Genomic DNA, 17,986 nt, shown 5'->3' on the forward strand with positions numbered 1-17,986 from the left:
CCCTCCTAGCTGACCGGGCGGCCCCGCCAGGTCAGGCGGCGTCGCTTTCGCAGATGGTACGACCGTAGGGTCAACCAACCGAGGACCACGACCGACACGGGGTGTGCGAGCGCGTCGGGCCACCACCGGCCTCCGGTCGCCCGCGCGGTGAGCACCCGTCCGGCCACCCCCAGCAGGTAGCCGGCCAGGGCCACGGCGGCCACCCCCGGCGCGCCGGCGAGCAGCGCGCTGACCGCGACCAGTGGCGGGGCCGTGTAGAGCAGGAGCAGCAGCGCCACCACGACCGCCGCCGCGCCCGGGTGCCCGAACGACGCCCAGAGCGACTTCGAGTACCCGTCGCGCAGTTGCGGCCAGTCGTCGTACATCCGACAGGTGGCCAGCCGGGAACCGTCGGCCAGGGCGATCCGCCCACCGGCCCGCTTGACCGCCCGGGCCAGCTCGACGTCCTCCAGGATCTTGTCGGCGACCGCGGCGTGCCCGCCGGCGGCGGTGTAGCCGGCCCGGTCCACCACCAGGAACTGCCCACCCGCCGCGGCCAGCGACGGCCGTGGCGAGCGTTCCATCGCGCGCAGCGGCAGGAACGTCAACCAGAGCCACTGCAACAGCGGCTGCACCAGCCGGTCGGCCGCCGTCGCCACCACGATCCGGGGGTACGGCGACAGCAGCGTCACGCGGGCGGCGCGCAACTCGGTGACGGCCGCCGCGACCGCGTGCGGGGCGAGCACCACGTCGGCGTCGACGAAGACCAGCGCGGTGGCGTCCGGGTCGGCCCGGGTGGCCAACTGCCAGCAGGCGTGCGGTTTGCCCAGCCAGCCCGGCGGCGGGGCGACCCCGGTGTGCAGCGTGACCCGGTGGTCGTCGCCGGCCACCGCGCGGACCACCCCGGCGGTGCCGTCGGTGGAGCCGTCGTCGAGGACCACGACGCGCAGCCCGGGCACGCCGCGCTGGGCGAGCAGGGCGCGCAGGCAGGGCGTGACCCGGTTGGCCTCGTCGCGCAGCGGCAGCAGCACGGTGACCCGCTCGTCGACCTCGTCGGGCCGGTCGGTGGGCCGGCGCAGCCACCCGGCGGCGTTGAGCCAGGTGTGCCCGGTCAACGCGGCGACGGCGACCAGCAGGGCGAGCAGGACGATCATCGGGTCGCGTCGACGCCGGAGCGGTGCGGCTGGTGGGCCTCCCCGCGGGTGTCGCGGCCCCTGCGGGCACGCAGCAGGGTCACCGCCAGCGGGACGGCGGTCACCGACATGCCGGCCGCTCCCCAGAGCGCCGACGCGGACAGGTCGAGGAAGACCGCGTGGGCCAGGATGCTGGAGAAGTACGTCCACAGGTAGAGCGTGACCATCGGGTCGTCGCGCCGGTCGGTGTGCTCGGCGGCCGACCCGGCCAGCGGGCGCAACGCGCCCATCAGCAGCACCGCGAAGAGCAGCCAGCCCAGGTAGTTGCTGACCGGGATGCCGGGCAGGCCGGGCAACGCGGGGGTGGCGTCCCGCCAGACCCAGTAGCCCTCGGCCACCATCTGCGGGTCGAGGAAGAGGTCCCAGGCGGCCAACCCCACGGTGGCCAGCGCGATCCGTCGTACCCACAGCCCGGCCGACCCACCGCGGCCGGTCAGCCGGACCGCCGCCAGCCAGGCCGGCCAGGCCATCCAGGTCCAGGCCAGTGGAATGATCAACGGCACTCCGGCCAGCTTGGGGCCCAGCTCGCCGGAGTAGTCGTAGCTGCCGAACGGCACACCGGTGGCCACCCCGATCGCCTCGATCGCGAACCCGCCGCCGGTGGCCACCGCGACCAGCGCCGCCGCGACCCGCGGGCCCCGGCTGAGCAGCGCGTGGCCCACCGAGAGCAGCCACCCGAGCACGACGGTGGCCACGGTGAGCCCGGCCCGGGTGGCGCCGGTGGTGAGCGGGTAGCAGATCTGGGCGAGCACCAGGACGGCGAGCAACGTCCAGGAGAACCGCCGGGTCATGACGTCGGTGGCTCGAGCGGCAGATCCCGACCGAGGACGCCGAACGGCCGCTCGTCACCGGGGAAGTGGAAGTTACGCAGCACGTCGACGAAGCCGAACCGCCGGTACAACCGCCAGGCCCGCGAGGTCTGCTCGTCGGCTTCCGGGGTGGACAGCAGCGTGGTGTCGCCCTCGGCCATGCCGAGCAGCGCGCGCAGTTGGCCGGTGCCCAGGCCGTGCCCCTGCGCCGGGGGCCGGACATGCAGCTCGACCACCTCGAAGCAGTGGGTGAGCCAGCGCGCCCGGGTCGGGGCGTCCAGCGCTCGGTGCACCTGGTCGTGCCACCACTGGCCGGAGGCGCCCAGGTAGCCGTAGCCGAAGCCGGCGAGGTGACCTTCGCTGGTCAGACTGGCGACCGCCCGGAAACCCGGCCGCCGGACGTGGGTGGCGATGTAGCCGCGCCGGGCCTCCAACAGGTCGGTGCGGTATCCCATCGCCTCGCCGTAGACGGCCACCACGTCGTCCAGCCGCCGGACCAGATCGTCCGGCGTCCAGCGCACCAACCTCATGCCCGTCCACCCTTCACCGTTTCGGGGCCGCCGTCGGTGACCCACCCGAGCACCGTCCGGTCGCCGACCACGTCGCGCACCTCGAACCGGGCGAACAGCTCCTCGGCGTACCAGCCCGCGGTGGGGGTTCGCATGATCGCCGCCCGGTGCTCCGGGTGACGGTACGCGAACGCCACCAGGTCTGTCGGGTCGCGCCACACGCTCACCGTGCCCTGCCAACCCAGCGGTGCCTCCCCGACCCCGAACCGGGCCAGCAACCCGGGCGCGTCCCGCAGGGCGGCGACCACCGGCGGGATCGCCCGCCAGAAGGTGGCCGCCCGGCGGACCCGCAACCGGGCCCGGGTCAGCGCCAGCACCGGGCCGGTCACCCGACCGCCCGCGGGCTCGCCGAACGGTCGTTGGCCGGACCACTCGCCCCGACTGGTCAGCGGACGCAGGTCGACCCGGGCCTGGGCGCGGGCGATGCGGGCCCAGGCACGCCCGACCGGCGAGTCGTCGAAGCCGGCCGCCGCGGCGGGGGAGTCCCAGACGGTCAGCGCCGCCCACCGGGTCAGGTCGGCGTCACCCGGCCCGAAGCCGGTGCCGGTCCCGGTGCCCAGCAGCTTGCCGAACCGGACGCCGGGCAGGGCCCGCAGCCGGCGCGGGTCCACGGCCATCCGGGTCAGCGCCCGGGGCAACGCGCCGCGGGAGATCCGCCAGACGTGCAGGGTGACCAGCTCCGGGGCGTCGCTGCCGGTTCGCTCGCTCACGCCACCTCGGCCGGAGTGCCGGCGGTGACCCGCAGCAGCTCGGCGTAGGTGGTCGGGAAGACCGCCTGCGGTACGCCACCCGCGGCCCAGATCTCCGGGTACGTCGCCAGCGCCGTGTCCACCAGGGTGCGCAGCGGGTGCGGGTGCCCGAGCGGGGCGACGCCGCCGATCGGCTGCCCGGTGTGCGCCCGGACGAACTCCGGGGTGGCCCGGCGCAGCCGGGTGACACCGATCGACGCGGCCAGGCCGGCGGTGTCCACCCGGTGCGCGCCGGAGGTGAGCACGAGCAGCGGCGCGTCGTCCGCGTCGAAGATCAACGAGTTGGCGATCTGGCCGACTTCGACGCCGAGCGCCGCGGCGGCTGCGGCGGCGGTGTGCACCGCGTCGGGCAGCAGGCGGATCGTGCTGGGCTCACCGGCGCCGTCGAGCGTGCCGGCGGCGGTGAGCGCGTCCTGCACCGCTCGTACGTTCGGGTGTGGCTGCATGTCGCCATTCTTCCCGGTTCGTCGATGACGGGTTCAGTCCGGTTCGCTCGGCCGGCGCGTCACACGTTGCATTTTCGTCGGTGGGGAGGTGTACTGTCAGCAGCAGTTAGAACGAGTGTTCGATTGCCTCGAACGCCCGTTCCAACCAGCCGGAGCGCGGCGTTTCGCGGCGCCAGCTCCGGGCGGTGTGGCTCCGCGGGCCGCACCTGGGTTTCCGGGCAGTCGCGAGCCTGGTCCCGACAGGCAGGAGCGTCGCCGCTGCCCACGACCCCCGGGCAGCGGCGACGCACCCGCCGGTACGCCGGCCGGGTGTGGTGTGGGGAAGCGTCCACACCCGGCCGGCCACACCCGGTGCGTCTTCCTCCGCACCACCCGACCTCGGCGTCCTCGTCGGCGGCACCAACGCGCCGAGGCGACGCCCGGCCACGTGGAGGAGACACCCATGCCGACCAACCCGGCCCAGGCACCGACGGTGCCGGCGCACGTGCTGCCGCACCGCACCCCCGCCCAACTCCTCACGTTGGCCCGGCGCGGGCTGGTCGAGGCCGGCCAGACCCGACCCGACGGCCTGCGCTACGCGGCTGCCCACCTGGCGGCGCTGCGTGCGGCGGCTGCCCTGCTCGCCGCCCGGGCCCGGCCCGCGCCGAGTCGGCGTAACCGGATCACCAGCGTCTGGGTCCTCCTCTGCGCCGTCGCTCCGGAGCTCGACGAGTGGTCCCGGTTCTTCGCCGCCGGGGCCAGCAAACGCGCCGCCGCCGAGGCCGGCATCCCCCGGGTGGTCAGTGCCCGGGAGGCCGACGACCTGCTCCGCGCCGCCGAACAGTTCGTCACGGTGGTGGAGACCGCGCTCGGCGTGTCCCACCAACCGGCCCTGGACGGCCTCGCCGCATGATCCCGCCGTGCCACCGACCGCCCCGCGGGGGGAGCCGGGCGGCCGGTGGCACGGCGTGTCGGTCCGGAATGTGATCCACAGCAGCAGCAATGACGGGGGGTTGGTCCAATGGCGGGCCGCATGGTGGTCGGTTCCGCCGCACTTGCCGATCTGGTGCGCCCGGCGAGCGCACCCGACCAGGTCGGTGGCCACCGGGTGCTGCCGGTGGCACCCGAGCTGACCGGTCTGCTGCCCAACCGGGGCCTGCGCCGGGGGAGCACCATCGCGGTCGCCGCCGGCCAGCCCCAGCGCAGCGGTGGCACCTCGCTGATGCTGGCCCTGCTCGCCGAGGCGTCCCGGGCCGGCTCGTGGTGCGCCGTGGTCGGCGTGCCGACGTTCGGTGCGGGGGCGGCCGCCGAGTTGGGCATCGCCCTGGACCGGTTGGCCCTGATTCCGAACCCCGGCCCCGAGTGGGCCACCGTGGTCGCCGCGCTGATCGACGGAGTGGACGTCGTGGTCACCACCGTGCCGGCCACGGTCTCCGCCTCGGTCGCCACCCGGTTGGCCGCCCGGGCCCGGCAGCGCGGCAGCGTGCTCGTCCCGTACGGCCGGTGGGACGGCGCGGACGTGACACTGCAGGTGGTCCGTGGAGTGTGGGAAGGGCTCGGCCAGGGCCGGGGGCGGCTGCGCCGCCGGGAGGTCACCGTCTCGGCGCGCGGGCGCGGGGCGGCCGCCCGACCCAAGGAGATCAAGGTCTGGCTCCCGGGAGACGAGCTGACCCGGGTCATTCCCCGCACGGTGCCGTCGACCGTGGGTCGACCGGCCGCGCCGCTTGCCCTGGTCGGTCGGGGGTGACCGGCTCTCCGCCGCGCACCCTGCTGCTGTGGTGCCCGGACTGGCCGGTGCTCGCCGCCGAGATCGTCGACGGGGTGCCGGCGACCGGCCCGGTCGCCGTGCTGCACGCCAACCGGGTGGTCGCCTGCTCCGAGCGGGCCCGCGCCGAGGGGGTGCGCCGAGGTCTGCGCAAGCGGGAGGCGCAGGGTCGCTGCCCGCAGCTCACCGTCGTGGAGTACGACCCGGGCCGCGACGCCCGGGCGTTCGAGCCGGTGGTCGCCGCGGTGGAGGAGTTGGTCGCCGGTGTGGAGGTGGTCCGTCCAGGCGCCTGCGCGGTGGCCGCCCGGGGGCCGGGCCGCTACCTCGGCGGCGAGGAAGCGGCCGCCGAGCGGATCATCGAGCACGTCGCCCAGTCGTGCCTGGTGGAGAGCCAGGTCGGCATCGCCGACGGGGTGTTCGCAGCCGGGTTGGCCGCCCGCGCCGGTCGGGTGGTGGCACCGGGCGGGACACCTGAGTTCCTGGCCGGGTTGCCGGTCGAGGCGCTCGGCCGGTCGGCGTTGGCCGACCTGCTGCGTCGCCTGGGGGTGCGTAGTCTCGGCGACTTCGCCGCGTTGCCGGCCGGTGACGTGTTGGCCCGGTTCGGGTTCGACGGTGCGCTGGCCCACCGGCTCGCGGCCGGGCGCGACCACCGCCCGCTCGCCGTCCGCCAGCCACCGGCCGACCTGACGGTGACCGCCGACTACGACGAACCGATCGACCGGGTCGACGCGGCGGCGTTCGCAGGCCGCGCGCTGGCCGAGCAGTTGCACGAAGGGCTGGCCGGGCACGGGCTGGCCTGCACCCGGCTCGGCATCGAGGCGGTCACCGAGCACGGTCAGGAGCTGCACCGGGTGTGGCGCCACGATGGCCTGCTCACCGCCGCGGCCATCGCCGACCGGGTGCGCTGGCAGCTCGACGGTTGGCTCTCCGGCAGCAGCGGGCGTACCGGCGCCCGACCGGCCCGGCCGACGGCCGGCATCATCCGGTTGCGGCTGGTCCCGGACGGGGTGATCGCCCAGGCCGGTCTGCAGGCCGGCCTGTGGGGGGAGACCGGCGAGGAGCGGGAACGGGCACACCGGGCGTTGAGCCGCGTGCAGGGCATCCTCGGCCCGGAGGCGGTGGTCACCGCGGTGCTCGGCGGTGGGCGCTCCCCGGCCGACCAGGTGCGACTGGTGCCGTGGGGCGACGAACGTCTGCCCGCCCGTCCCGGCCCGGCACCACTGCCCGGCGAGGCGGTCGCGCGTTCCGGCCCGGCACCGTCGTCGGGTGAGGCGGTCGCGCGTTCTGGCCCGGCGTCGTTGTCGGGTGAGGCGGTCGGGCGTTCTGGCCCGGCGTCGTTGTCGGGTGAGGCGGTCGGGCGTTCTGGCCCGGCGTCGTTGTCGGGTGAGGCGGTCGGGCGTTCTGGCCCGGCGTCGTTGTCGGGTGAGGCGGTCGCCGGCCCCGGCTCGGCGTCGTTGTCGGGCGAGGCGGTCGCCCGGCCCGGTTCGGTGCCGTTGTCGGATGAGGCGGTCGCGCCGGTGGCGCTGGCCGGTGAGTCGAGCACCAGTGGCGGTGCCAGGGCCGTCGGTGCCGGTCGGCCTGCTGCCCGCGGCATGGGCGGGGTGCCGCCGTGGCCCGGACGACTCCCGGCGCCGGCGCCGGCGGTGGTGCTGCCCAGCCCACTCGCCGCGACCGTGCACGACGCCGCCGGCGAGCCGGTGGTGATCAGCGCGCGGCTGGCGGTGAGCGCTCCGCCGGCCCGGCTGGTGGTCGGCACCGGCCGGCCAGCGGAGATCGTCGGCTGGGTCGGCCCGTGGCCGGTGGACGAGCGGTGGTGGGCCCCGGCCGAGGCCCGCCGTCGGGCCCGGTTCCAGGTCGGCCTCGCCGATGGCACCGCTCTGCTGCTCGCCGTCGAGGCCGGGCAGTGGCTGGTGGAGGCGATCTATGACTGAGCACACGTCCCCTGGCCGTGATCGACTCGACATCCTGAAAACCGCGGTGTTCCGCCTGTGCGGACCGCCCGATTTTCAGGAGGTCGAGTCGATCAAGCTCTGGCCGGGCGAGGTGGCGGCCAGGTGAGCTTCCACAACCCCAAGATGCCCTGGTCGGAGCTGGAGCGGGTGCTCTCCGGGCGGGCCGACGGTGGCTCCGGCGGGCGGTCGCGCGAGGAGCGGCACCTGCACGTGGTGGACCCGCTCGCCGTGGACGCCGACGGGGGAGACTCCCCGGCCTGGAGCCGCCACCGCGAGCGGTACCAGCCGCCGGAGCTGATCCGTCCCGACGGTGTGGTGCCCTACGCGGAGCTGCACGCGCACACCAACTTCAGCTTCCTCGACGGCGCCAGCCACCCGGAGGAGTTGGCCGAGGAGGCGGCCCGGCTGGGGCTCACCGCGCTCGCCGTCACCGACCATGACGGCTTCTACGGGGTGGTCCGCTTCGCCGAGGCGGCCCGCACGCTGGGCCTGCCGACCATCTTCGGCGCGGAGCTGTCCCTCGGGCTGCCCGGCCCGCAGAACGGCGAACCCGACCCGCACGGCGCGCACCTGCTGGTGCTCGCGCACGGCCACGAGGGGTACGCCCGGCTGGCCACCACCATCGCCCGCGCCCAGCTCCGCGGCGGGGAGAAGGGCCGCCCGGTCTACGGGGACCTGGAGGAGGTCGCCGCCGAACTGCGTGACCACGTGCTGGTGCTGACCGGCTGCCGCAAGGGGCACGTGCCGGGGGCGCTGCTCACCGAGGGGGTGGACGCGGCGGCCCGCGAGTTGGACCGACTGACCGCGCTCTTCGGTGCGGAGACTGTCGCCGTGGAGCTGACCGACCACGGCCATCCGATCGACGCCGACCGCAACGACGCGCTCGCCGAGTTGGCCGCCGCGGCCGGGCTGCCGACGGTGGCCAGCAACAACGTGCACTACGCCAGCCCCGGCCGGCGTCGGCTGGCCACCACTGTCGCCGCCGTGCGGGCTCGCCGCAGCCTGGACGAGATCGACGGTTGGCTGCCCGCGGCGGCCACCGCCCACCTGCGCAGCGGCGCGGAGATGGCCGCTCGGTTCGCCGCGTATCCGGGTGCGGTGGCGCGGGCCGCCGAGTTCGGCGCCGAGTTGGCCTTCGACCTGCAACTGGTCGCGCCGCAGCTGCCGGCGTACCCGGTGCCGCCGGGGCACACCGAGATGAGCTGGCTGCGCAAGCTGACCGCCGACGGGGCACACGAGCGCTACGGGCCGCCGCAGGCGCACCCGACGGCGTACGCGCAGCTCGACCACGAGCTCAACATGATCGAGGAGCTGGGGTTCCCCGGCTACTTCCTGGTGGTCTACGACATCGTCGCGTTCTGCCGCGAGCAGGACATCTACTGCCAGGGCCGGGGTTCGGCGGCCAACTCGGCGGTCTGCTACGCGTTGCGGATCACCAATGTGGACGCGGTTCGGCACCGGCTGCTCTTCGAGCGGTTCCTCGCCCCGGAACGGGACGGTCCACCCGACATCGACGTGGACATCGAGTCCGACCGTCGGGAGGAGGTGATCCAGCACGTCTACACCCGCTACGGCCGGGAACACGCCGCCCAGGTCGCCAACGTCATCTCCTACCGGCCCCGGTCGGCCGTGCGGGACGTGGCCAAGGCGTTCGGCTTCTCACCCGGGCAGCAGGACGCCTGGAGCAAGCAGATCGACAGGTGGGGCTCGGTCGCCACGGTCGACGTCGAGAACATCCCCGAGCAGGTGGTGGAGTACGCCAACGAGTTGCAGACGTTCCCCCGGCACCTGGGCATCCACTCCGGCGGCATGGTGATCTGCGACCGGCCGGTGATCGAGGTCTGCCCGGTGGAGTGGGGGCGGATGCCCGGGCGCAGCGTGCTCCAGTGGGACAAGGACGACTGCGCCGCGGTCGGCCTGGTCAAGTTCGACCTGCTCGGGCTGGGCATGCTCTCCGCCCTGCACTACGGCTACGACATGATCGGCGAGAGCCTCGACCTGGGTGACATGACGCTGGACGACCCGGAGGTCTACGACATGCTCTGCCGGGCCGACTCGGTGGGGGTGTTCCAGGTGGAGAGCCGCGCCCAGATGGCCACCCTGCCCCGGCTCAAGCCCCGCGAGTTCTACGACCTGGTGGTGGAGGTGGCGCTGATCCGGCCCGGCCCGATCCAGGGCGGTTCGGTGCACCCGTTCATCCGGCGCAAGAACGGCCAGGAGCCGGTGACGTTCGCGCACCCGCTGATGCGCAACGCCCTGGAGAAGACCCTGGGTGTGCCGCTGTTCCAGGAGCAGTTGATGCAGCTCGCCATCGACCTGGCCGGCTTCGACGCGGCCGAGGCCGACCAACTGCGCCGGGCGATGGGCGCCAAACGGTCGGTCGAGCGGATGACCCGCATCGCCGACCGGCTCTACGCCGGGATGGCCGAGCGGGGCATCACCGGCGAGCTGGCCGACGACGTCTACCGCAAGCTCACCGCGTTCGCCAGCTACGGCTTCCCGGAGAGTCACGCGATGAGTTTCGCCTACCTGGTGTACGCCAGTTCCTGGCTCAAGCGCTACCACCCGGCGCCGTTCCTGGCCGCGTTGCTCAACGCCCAGCCGATGGGTTTCTACTCCCCCCAGACCCTTGTCGACGACGCCCGCCGGCACGGCGTGGAGGTCCGTCGTCCGGACATCAACGCCAGCGGGGCTCTGGCGGTGCTGGAGTCGACCCCGGAAACCCGGTGGGGCAGCGGGCCGGGGGAGCCGCCGCACGCCTGGGGGCTGGGCGGCCCGGCCGTCCGGTTGGGGCTGTCCGGTGTGCGTACCCTCGGCGCCGACGTGGCCGAGCGGATCGCGGCCGAGCGGGCGGCCGGCGGGGCGTACCGCGACATGTCTGATCTGGCCCGGCGGGTCGGTCTCACCGCGGCGCAGCTGGAGGCGTTGGCCACCGCGGACGCCTTCGCCTGTTTCGGGCTGACCCGGCGGGAGGCGCTCTGGGCCGCCGGCGCGGCGGCCCAGGACCGGCCGGGCCGGCTGCCCGGCACGGTGACCGGCGCGGCGGCGCCCACGTTGCCCGGGATGGAGGCGGTGGACCGGCTGGTCGCCGACGTGTGGGCCACCGGGCTGTCCCCGGAGAGCCATCCGGCCCGGTTCATCCGGGGGCAGCTCGACGTGCTCGGCGCGGTGCCGATCGCCCGGCTGGGCCGGGTGGAGCCCGGCCAACGGATCCGGGTCGGTGGCATCGTCACCCACCGGCAACGCCCGGCGACGGCGGGTGGGGTCACCTTCCTCAACCTGGAGGACGAGACGGGGATGCTCAACGTCACCTGCTCGCCGGGGCTGTGGCAGCGCTACCGGCGGGTGGCCCGCACCAGCGCCGCGCTTGTGGTCCGGGGCCGGTTGCAGCGGCACGAGGGGGTGACCAACCTGGTCGCCGACCGGCTGGACGCCATCGAACCGCCGGTCAGCCCCGCCTCCCGCGACTTCCGTTAGGAGAGTGATCCACATTACGGTTTCTCGCGCCGTCGAGCGGGAGACTCGTCCTGAGCGGGCAGAGCGGCCCGTGATCCGTGAGGGGGAATGACAGTGAAGGGCAATCACGCGTACACCGGTGGAATCGCCAACGCCCGGCGGACCCGGCTGGGCACCGGCTGGGTGCCGGCGCACCTCGCCGACCCTCGCGAGTACGAGGTGACGAACGGGCCGGTGGCCAACGAACGCCGGTCCCGGGCCGAGGACGAGGCCGAGGGCACCGACTCCTGACCCACTAGGCTCGACCGGGTGGAGCAGACCCGAGGCCGGTTCGCCGAGCCGCCGCTGACACCCCGTACCGCCGTGATCTGGTCGGTGCTCCGCGCCGAGTTGGACCGGCGCGGCGACGCCGAGCTGACCGTGCTGGACGTGGGCGGCGGCACAGGCGGTTTCGCCGTCCCGCTGGCCCGCGCCGGGCACCGCGTCACAGTGGTCGACGCCAGCCCCGACGCCCTCGCGGCGCTCACCCGCCGGGCCACCGAGGCCGGGGTGGCCGACCGGATCGCCGCCGTGCAGGGTGACGGCGACGCCCTCGCCGGGCTGGTCGAGCCGGCCGGCGTCGACCTGGTGCTCTGCCACGCCGTGCTGGAGGTGGTCGACGACCCCACGCCGGTGGTGGCCGCGCTGGCCACCGCGCTGCGTCCCGGCGGAGCCGCCAGCGTCCTGGTTGCCGGCCGGGCCGCCGCCGTGCTCGGCCGGGCCATGAACGGGCACCTGGACGTCGCGACCGCCCTGGCCGCCGACCCGGCCGGCACCGCCGGGCCGCGCGACACACTGCGCCGGCGCTACGACGCCCCGGGCGCCGCCGCGCTGCTCGGCGCCGCCGGGCTGGTGGTCGAGGAGATCCACGGGGTACGCGTGCTGGCCGACCTGCTGCCGGCCGCGGTCGCCGACGGGCAGCAGGCCGCGGTGGTCGAGTTGGAACGCGTACTGGCCGCCCAACCGCCGTACCGGGACCTGGCCGCCCAGCTGCACCTGTTCGCCCGCCGGCCGGCATGAGCGACTCGCCGACCCCGGCGCCACTGGCGATCCTCGGGCCGGAGCACGGCGGCGGCCGTCTCGCCGAGGTGCTGCCCAGCGCGCTCGCCGTGCTGGGCGTGCCCGGCTCCGCCGACCCGCTCGGGCTGGCGCCCGCGCTGGCCGGGGTGCGCCGGATCGCCGTGCTGCTCGTCGACGGGCTCGGCTGGTACCAGTTGCCCACCGCCGCCCCGTACGCGCCGATGCTCGCCGGGCTCGCCGCGACGGTGGGCCGTCCGCTCATCGCCGGTTTCCCGTCCACCACCCCGACCAGCCTGGTGTCGCTGGGCACCGGCGTAGCGCCCGGCGCGCACGGGGTGCTCGGCTTCACCGTGCGGGTGCCCGGCACGGACCGCGTGCTCACCCACACCGACTGGTCCGGGGACCCGTCGCCGCTGAGCTGGCAGCCGGTGACCACCCAACTGGAGCGCGCCCGCGCCGCCGGGGTGACGACGACAGTGGTGAGTCGCCCGGAGTTCGGCGGCAGCGGGTTGACCCTGGCCGCCAACCGGGGCGGCGACTTCCGGGGCGCCGCCGGTGGGGACGCGGTGGCCGCCACCATGCTGGCCGCGTTGGCCGCCGGCTCCGGCCCGACCCTGGTCTCCGGCTACCACCCCGACCTGGACCGGCACGGCCACGTCAGCGGCGTCGACTCGGTGCCCTGGCGGGACGCCGCCACCGAGGTGGACGCGCTTGTCGCCCGACTGGTCGACGGTCTGCCGCCGGACGCGGCCCTGCTGGTGACCGCCGACCACGGCCAGCTCGACATTCCCGCCACGCACCGCTTCGACCTGGACACCGACCCCCGACTGCGCGACGGGATCCGGGTGGTCGCCGGCGAGGCCCGGGTGCGCTACCTGCACGTCGCGCCGGGCGCGCTCGACGACGTGGTGGCCGCCTGGTCGACGGTGCTCGGCGACGCCGCACGGGTACGCACCCGCGACGAGGTGGTGGCCACCGGCTGGTTCGGGCCGGTGCCCGAGGAACACCTCGCCCGGATCGGCGACGTGGTGGTGACCTGCAACGACACCTACGCGGTCCTGGCCAGCCGCACCGAGCGGCCGATGGCGTCGAAGCTGGTGGCCTACCACGGCTCGGACACCGCGGCCGAGCTGACCGTGCCACTGCTGGTCGTACGCGGCTGACCGCTGGGTAGCGGTTCTGTCCTGCGGTCCGGTGGCGGTTCTGTCCTGTGGCCCTGGTTGCCGGTTCTGCCCGCGGCCACTGGCTGTCGCGGTCCGCTGGCTCGCCGGCCGCTGAGGATGTCCTCCGGTTCGCCGGCCGCTGGGGATGTCGTACCTCCGGGTTAACCTGCCGGGATGGGCCGCAGTCAGTCGTTGCCCCGGGGCGGCGATCCGCGCTTCGGGCCGGATGCCGACGACACCGGCAGCCCGATCCTGCACGTCGACATGGACGCCTTCTTCGCCGCCGTCGAGGTGCGCCGCCGGCCCGAGTTACGCGGCCGGCCGGTCATCGTCGGCGGTGTGGGGCCGCGCGGGGTGGTCAGCTCGGCCAGCTACGAGGCCCGCCGTTACGGCGTACGCAGCGCGATGCCGACCAGCCAGGCCCGGGCGCGCTGCCCCCACGCGGTCTACCTGCCACCGGAGTTCAGCGCCTACACGGCCGCCTCCCGGGCGGTGATGCAGATCTTCCGGGACGTCACCCCGCTGGTCGAGCCGCTCTCCCTCGACGAGGCGTTCCTCGACGTGAGCGGCGCCCGCCGACTCTTCGGTTCCCCGGCCGCCATCGCCCGGCTGATCCGCCGACGGGTCGCCGACGAGCAGGCGCTGACCTGCTCGGTCGGGGTGGCGCCGAGCAAGTTCGTGGCCAAGCTCGGCTCCACCCGGGCCAAGCCCGACGGTCTGCTGGTGGTGCCGTCGGGGCAGGTGCTCGACTTCCTGCACCCGCTGCCGGTGGACGCGCTCTGGGGGGTGGGGGAGCGCGCCGCCGAGGCGCTGCGCAGGCTCGGCCTGGCCACCGTGGGCGACCTCGCCGAAGCCCCGCTGGGCATGCTCCGCAAGGCGGTCGGCGCGGCGTCGGCGGCCCACCTGCACGAGCTGGCCTGGGGTCGGGACCCGCGCCGGGTCAGCCCCGAGCACGTCGACAAGTCGATCGGCGCCGAGGTGACGTTCGACGTCGACGTGGCCGATCCGTTGGAGGTCCGCCGCGCGTTGCTCGCGCTCAGCGCGAAGGTCGGCGTCCGGCTGCGAGGCTCCGGGCAGGTCGGGCGCACCGTCGCACTCAAGGTGCGGCTGGCGGACTTCCGGACCGTCAGCCGCTCCCGCACCCTCGACGTGCCCACTGACACCGCCCGCGAGATGTTCGACACGGTCTGGGCGCTCTACACCGCACTGGACCCGGGCGAGCGGATTCGGCTCGTCGGCGTCCGGGTGGAGGGGCTCAGCGCGGCGCAGGGCGCTCCCCGGCAGCTCACCCTCGGCGCGCCCGAGCGTGGTTGGCGGGAGGCGGAAGCTGCCGCCGACGCCGCCGCTGCCCGATTCGGGCGGTCCGTCATAGGTCCGGCCAGTCTGATGGGCGACCGTGACGCCCAACGAAAGGAAAATCCACCCCACCCGTAGGTCGTCCCGCTTTCCGACGCGCGACCCCCCTCGTAGACTTGCGGGTAAGCAGTCGGATGGCTGCCACGGTCTGTCGGCCCGCCCGGGCCCGACCAACGTGACCGGGGAGGAGTGCCGTGCCGCTCTCGGAGCACGAGCAGCGGCTGTTCGAGCAGATCGAGCGGTCGCTTGCCGAGGACCCCAAATTCGCCTCGGCCGTGCGCGCCAGCGATCCGCGCTTTCACGCGCGGCGTCGCCTGCTCGTCGCCGCCGGCGTCGTCATCGCTGGCTTGGCTCTACTGGTCTATGGCGCGGTGATCAAGACTCCACCGCTGGCGGTGGCGGGCTTTGTCGTCATGCTGGCGTCGGCCGCGTACGCGGTGCAGTCGCACCGGCGGGCGCAGTCACCCGACCTGCACGTGGTGGGCGGGACGACGAGTCGTCGCCGTCCGCGTGGTGGCCGATCCGGTCGCCGGTCGTCGATCCTGGACCGCATGGAGGACAGGTGGCGGCAGCGCCCGGAGGGGCACCGCTGAGCCAGTCCCGCCGCTGAGGCGGGCCGTACGCCGCGACGAGCGGGTCGCTGGGCACAGCCCCGGCGACCTCCGTGGTATCCGCGCGCCCTTCTCCACGGAGCAACCCCCACCGCTGCCCGCAGCGCCTTGCTCGTGCGTCGAGCCCTGCGTGGCTTGGTCGTGCGTCGAATCCGCATGTCCTTGATCAGGTGATGAAAAGTAGGTCTGGGAAGCTCGTCAGACCTACTTTTCATCACCTGATCAAGGAGTCGGCGGGGGACCCGGAGGCGGCGGGCCGGGCTGTCGGGCGGGGCAGGGCGGGCTGCCGGGCGCAGCGGGTGCCGGGCGGGACGCCAGGTGGGGCGGGGTGCGGTGGGGTGCCAGGGCGGGGGTGGCGGTCGGTGGACCGCCATCCCCGCCCTGGACGGGCGTTGGTCAGCTGGACAGGTCAGCGGGCCGCTCGGTCGGCCAACAGCCGTCGAGGGTTCCAGCGCAGCAACCGGTACCGGGCTCGCCCGGTCAAGGCCGCCAAGCGGCCGGACGTGTCCGCCAGGGTGGTGCGCCAGCGCAGCAGCACCGACGGTGGCAGTACGGCGGCGACCAGGCGGGTGCGTCGGTCAGCCTGTGCGGCGAGCGCCCCACGGACCGCGCGGAGCGCCGGCAACAGCCGCTCACCGGTCAGCGGGTCCCGTGCGTAGCGGGCCCGCTCCTCCGCCTGGCCGAGCAGCCGCGCCGACCCGGTCGCGGCGCTGTCGTCGCCGAGGGTGTCTCGGACCAGCCGGTCCGCGGTCGCCCTGGGCGTCTCGGTCAGGTCGACCGGAACCCGGAAGTCCACCATCGTGTCGAGCAGCTCGGCCCAGGCGGCGTGTGCGTCCGCGCGGGCCCGGTCGGCGTCCACGCCGACCACCACCACACGCGTCCCCGGTTCGACGCCGTCGTCGACGGCCGCTGTGGAGGCCACGGCGGCGCTCGCCGGCTGGCCACCCCGTCTGCGGCGCAGCGCCAGCCGGCGCAGCGCGGGGATGGCGAGCAGTGCCAGCAGGGCCAGCAGGCCGGCCGCCCACCAGGGCCAGACCGGCGGCTGCTCGGCCGGCGTGGTACCGCCCAGGGCCAGCCCGTCGTCGACGTCCCGGTCGGCGTTGTCGGGCCCGGCCGGACCGGCCGACGCCTCGGGGCCCGTCGGGGTGTCCGTGACGCCGGTGCCCGGTGTGGCTGGTTCCGGCGCGTCGGTGTCCGGTGCCCAGGCCGAGCGGGTGGACCCCGGCACCCCGTACGTCGGGGTGGCGTCGAACGGCACCCAGCCGACCCCGTCGAAGAAGACCTCGGTCCAGGCGTGCAGGTTGAGGTTGGTCAACGTGTAGGTTCCACCGTCGCGCTTGCTGCCGTTGGTGAACCCGAACGCCACCCGGGCCGGGATGCCCGCCGAGCGGACCAGCCACGCCATCGCGGCCGCGTACTGCTGGCAGTAGCCGACCTTGTTGGTCAGGAAGTTGACGATGTCCTGCCCGCTGCTGCCGCTCTCGGTGCTGAGCCGGTAACTGAACCCGTTGTCGGCCGAGAAGTGCTGGTAGATCGCCAACACCCGGTCGTAGTCGGTGCGCTTGCCCTGGGTCAGGCCCTTGACCAGCTCCTCCACCTCGGGCACCGGCCCGGGGGTGGCGGTCATCTGCCGGTTCAGGGGGTGGTCGGCCGGCAGCGGTGCGGTGGCCCGCAGCGTCGCCGGCGTGTACGTCGAGCGGACGTAGTCGAAGGAGTACTTCCGGCCCCGGGAGTTTTCCCGGTTGGAGAAGACGACCTGCTGGTTGGGGTCGTAGAGCCAGTTGCCGCTGAGGTCGTCGGTGCGGACCGGCTCCGCGTACACCGGCATCAGCGACATGCTCAGGCTCTTGGTGACCTCGACGGTCGCCCGGTAGGTGGTCTGCTGCACGCCGGGGCGAGCCCGCTCGGTCGGGTCGGGCAGGTCCCGGTTGACGGCTCGGCCGGTCGGGTTGCGCGCCTGGAAACCAGTCTGGCGCAGCTCGTCGGCGACCGCGTAGCGCAGGTAGAACGGGTTGGGCTCGGAGGTGGTGACCTTGACCAGCTCGGCCACCTGGGACTGGTTGAGCTGACCGGCGAGCGAGGCGAACAGGTCGATCCGACCCGACGTGCCGCCCGAGCCGTTGCCGTTGCCGGTGCCGTTGCCCGGCCCCCGGCTGAGGGAGTCGAGGAGCCCGCCGCTCATGCCGGGCACCGCCAACGGCAGGGCCACCGCCACCGCCACCCCGAGCACCGCGAGCCGACGGCCGGCCGACGCCAACGGTGAGGCCTCCCACACGTCGACGTCGCGGCCGTCGCCGGTGAACCGGCGCCCGAACCTGCGGACCCGGTCGACGTTGTCGGTGACCAGCAGCCAGAGGTAACCGGCGGCGCCCACCACGAACGGCGTCGCGGGGACGCTGTTCACGTAGACGGCGACCGGCACCGAGTAGATGGCGAGCATCGGCAACCCCGCCAGCGCGGGCCGGCGCAGCCCCACCGCCAGGACATCCACGAGTACGGCGACCGCGCCCACACCGAGCACGGCGATGAACAGCAGCGGGTCGGTGTCCGGGACCTCGACCCCGTACGAGCGCATGTCCTGCATGGAGCCGGTGAGCAGGTCGGCGAAGTGCGCGAACGTGCTCGGCGTGGGCAGGATGGCGAGCAGTTCCTGGTTGCTGGGGAACAACCAGGTCAGGGCGAGGAGCAAGCCGGCCAGCATGCCCAGCACCTGACCCCACAGTGGTGCCCGGACGAGCCTGGTCAGCGCGGCCGCCCCGGCCACCACGGCGACCGCGATGACGGACTGGACGAGCCATGTCCAGCTCTGGAAGATGGCCGACAGCGGCGCGGCGGCCAGCAGTGTGGCCGTGGCCGCCACCAGGCCGATGTTCCGACTGGCGATCATGAGGGGACCCTTC

At 74.6% G+C, this 17,986-nt stretch carries 16 protein-coding genes; 10 read left to right on the forward strand and 6 right to left on the reverse strand.

Annotation, left to right across the window (positions count from 1 at the left end):
- Positions 1-5: 5 nt before the first annotated feature.
- Genes ACGFIQ_RS23085 through ACGFIQ_RS23105 form a run of 5 tightly spaced genes read right to left on the reverse strand, consistent with a single transcriptional unit; the run spans position 6 to position 3,745 of the window.
- Entirely contained in the window at positions 6-1,133 is a 1,128-nt protein-coding gene (locus ACGFIQ_RS23085; RefSeq protein WP_393246729.1) for a glycosyltransferase, read from the reverse strand.
- Complete coding sequence (locus ACGFIQ_RS23090) at positions 1,130-1,963, reverse strand: carotenoid biosynthesis protein (RefSeq protein WP_393246731.1); 834 nt, start codon at positions 1,961-1,963, stop codon at positions 1,130-1,132. Before ACGFIQ_RS23090 ends, ACGFIQ_RS23085 begins: the two co-directional genes overlap by 4 nt.
- Positions 1,960-2,511: a GNAT family N-acetyltransferase gene (locus tag ACGFIQ_RS23095; protein WP_393246733.1), complete on the reverse strand. Its 552-nt coding sequence runs from the start codon at positions 2,509-2,511 to the stop codon at positions 1,960-1,962. Before ACGFIQ_RS23095 ends, ACGFIQ_RS23090 begins: the two co-directional genes overlap by 4 nt.
- Positions 2,508-3,260 (reverse strand): monooxygenase, encoded by a 753-nt coding sequence (locus tag ACGFIQ_RS23100; RefSeq protein WP_393246735.1) that lies wholly within the window; start codon positions 3,258-3,260, stop codon positions 2,508-2,510. The genes ACGFIQ_RS23095 and ACGFIQ_RS23100 overlap by 4 nt, the downstream gene beginning before the upstream one ends.
- Positions 3,257-3,745, reverse strand: coding sequence for a YbaK/EbsC family protein (locus tag ACGFIQ_RS23105; protein ID WP_393246737.1), 489 nt, complete (start codon positions 3,743-3,745; stop codon positions 3,257-3,259). Before ACGFIQ_RS23105 ends, ACGFIQ_RS23100 begins: the two co-directional genes overlap by 4 nt.
- A 442-nt stretch (positions 3,746-4,187) precedes the next feature.
- Between ACGFIQ_RS23105 and ACGFIQ_RS23110 the strand changes: the two genes are divergently transcribed.
- From ACGFIQ_RS23110 to ACGFIQ_RS23155, 10 genes are all read left to right on the forward strand, one after another.
- The gene (locus tag ACGFIQ_RS23110; RefSeq protein ID WP_357069494.1) at positions 4,188-4,637 is read left to right on the forward strand and encodes an SAV_6107 family HEPN domain-containing protein; all 450 of its coding nucleotides are present in this window, start codon (positions 4,188-4,190) and stop codon (positions 4,635-4,637) included.
- 108 nt (positions 4,638-4,745) lie between these two features.
- Complete coding sequence (locus tag ACGFIQ_RS23115) at positions 4,746-5,471, forward strand: hypothetical protein (RefSeq protein WP_393246740.1); 726 nt, start codon at positions 4,746-4,748, stop codon at positions 5,469-5,471.
- Positions 5,468-7,420, forward strand: coding sequence for a DNA polymerase Y family protein (locus ACGFIQ_RS23120; protein WP_393246742.1), 1,953 nt, complete (start codon positions 5,468-5,470; stop codon positions 7,418-7,420). Before ACGFIQ_RS23115 ends, ACGFIQ_RS23120 begins: the two co-directional genes overlap by 4 nt.
- Positions 7,413-7,547 carry a hypothetical protein gene (locus ACGFIQ_RS23125; protein WP_393246744.1) on the forward strand — a complete coding sequence of 45 codons (135 nt, stop codon included), beginning with the start codon at positions 7,413-7,415 and terminating at the stop codon, positions 7,545-7,547. The genes ACGFIQ_RS23120 and ACGFIQ_RS23125 overlap by 8 nt, the downstream gene beginning before the upstream one ends.
- On the forward strand, positions 7,544-10,918 hold the full coding sequence (locus ACGFIQ_RS23130) for an error-prone DNA polymerase (RefSeq protein ID WP_393246746.1): 3,375 nt from the start codon (positions 7,544-7,546) through the stop codon (positions 10,916-10,918). Before ACGFIQ_RS23125 ends, ACGFIQ_RS23130 begins: the two co-directional genes overlap by 4 nt.
- An 87-nt stretch (positions 10,919-11,005) precedes the next feature.
- Entirely contained in the window at positions 11,006-11,188 is a 183-nt protein-coding gene (locus ACGFIQ_RS23135) for a hypothetical protein (protein ID WP_393246748.1), read from the forward strand.
- 18 nt (positions 11,189-11,206) lie between these two features.
- A complete protein-coding gene (locus tag ACGFIQ_RS23140) occupies positions 11,207-11,956 on the forward strand; it encodes a methyltransferase domain-containing protein (RefSeq protein ID WP_393246750.1) in 750 nt (249 codons plus the stop codon).
- Positions 11,953-13,119, forward strand: coding sequence for an alkaline phosphatase family protein (locus ACGFIQ_RS23145; RefSeq protein ID WP_393246752.1), 1,167 nt, complete (start codon positions 11,953-11,955; stop codon positions 13,117-13,119). The genes ACGFIQ_RS23140 and ACGFIQ_RS23145 overlap by 4 nt, the downstream gene beginning before the upstream one ends.
- Positions 13,120-13,293: 174 nt before the next feature.
- Positions 13,294-14,553 (forward strand): DNA polymerase IV, encoded by a 1,260-nt coding sequence (locus ACGFIQ_RS23150; protein WP_393246754.1) that lies wholly within the window; start codon positions 13,294-13,296, stop codon positions 14,551-14,553.
- 116 nt (positions 14,554-14,669) lie between these two features.
- The gene (locus ACGFIQ_RS23155) at positions 14,670-15,068 is read left to right on the forward strand and encodes a DUF3040 domain-containing protein (protein ID WP_357069513.1); all 399 of its coding nucleotides are present in this window, start codon (positions 14,670-14,672) and stop codon (positions 15,066-15,068) included.
- Between the two features lie 427 nt (positions 15,069-15,495).
- Here the strand turns inward: ACGFIQ_RS23155 and ACGFIQ_RS23160 are convergent, their stop codons facing one another.
- The gene (locus ACGFIQ_RS23160) at positions 15,496-17,973 is read right to left on the reverse strand and encodes a transglutaminaseTgpA domain-containing protein (protein WP_393246756.1); all 2,478 of its coding nucleotides are present in this window, start codon (positions 17,971-17,973) and stop codon (positions 15,496-15,498) included.
- Positions 17,974-17,986: the final 13 nt, after the last annotated feature.

The organism is Micromonospora sp. NPDC048898 (assembly GCF_043198035.1).
In the GTDB taxonomy this organism is placed as follows: domain Bacteria; phylum Actinomycetota; class Actinomycetes; order Mycobacteriales; family Micromonosporaceae; genus Micromonospora.